This is a genomic window from Rhodococcus sp. ENV425, from assembly GCF_002887785.1.
GTDB classification, from domain to species: Bacteria; Actinomycetota; Actinomycetes; order Mycobacteriales; family Mycobacteriaceae; genus Rhodococcus; species Rhodococcus aetherivorans.
Genome location: NZ_PCZU01000200.1, coordinates 2,091 through 2,687, shown reverse-complemented (window position 1 = coordinate 2,687; position 597 = coordinate 2,091). Strand labels below are relative to the sequence as shown.

At 75.0% G+C, this 597-nt stretch carries 1 protein-coding gene; it reads right to left on the bottom strand.

Annotation, left to right across the window (positions count from 1 at the left end; all coding sequences use genetic code 11):
- Positions 1-597, bottom strand: a 597-nt coding sequence (gene pgeF, locus CQZ88_RS16630; RefSeq protein WP_102800051.1) for a peptidoglycan editing factor PgeF, incomplete at both ends; no start/stop codon positions are given.

Below are 597 nucleotides of genomic sequence, written 5' to 3'. Positions count from 1 at the left end.
AACAACGTCGGATCCTCGATGGTGCACCGGGGATCCTCCGCGACCGCCACGACGCCGTGCGCGCGCAGTTGCCGGCGCAGCCCCGCGCGCAGGTCCAGCCCGGGCGTGCCCCGCACGGTGCGGGTGGCGCTGCCGGGCAGGTGCGCCTCCACGTCGGCCTGCATCGAGGCGGGCACCTCGTACCGGCGTCCGCTCGCGGCGGGCCCGAGGAACGCGCCGATGCGCTCGCGGTGCGCACCGAGCTCGACCATCGTGTCCAGGACGCGGGGAACGATGCCCACGCGGGCGCCGATCCGGCCCGCGTGCACCGCGGCGATCACGCCCGCCTCCTCGTCCGAGAGCAGCACCGGCACACAGTCCGCGCTCAGGGTGACGAGCGCGAGGCCGGGCTCGCGCGTGACCAGGGCGTCGGTCGCGGGCACCGGGCCGTCGACCGGGCCGTCCACGACGGTGACGTTGCGGCTGTGGATCTGCTCCATCCACACCAGCCGCTCGTAGGGCTGCCCGATCGCCGCGGCGAGGCGGCGACGGTTCGCCTCGACCGCCGCCGGTTCGTCACCCACGTGGTCACCGAGATTGAACGAGTCGTAGGGCGGG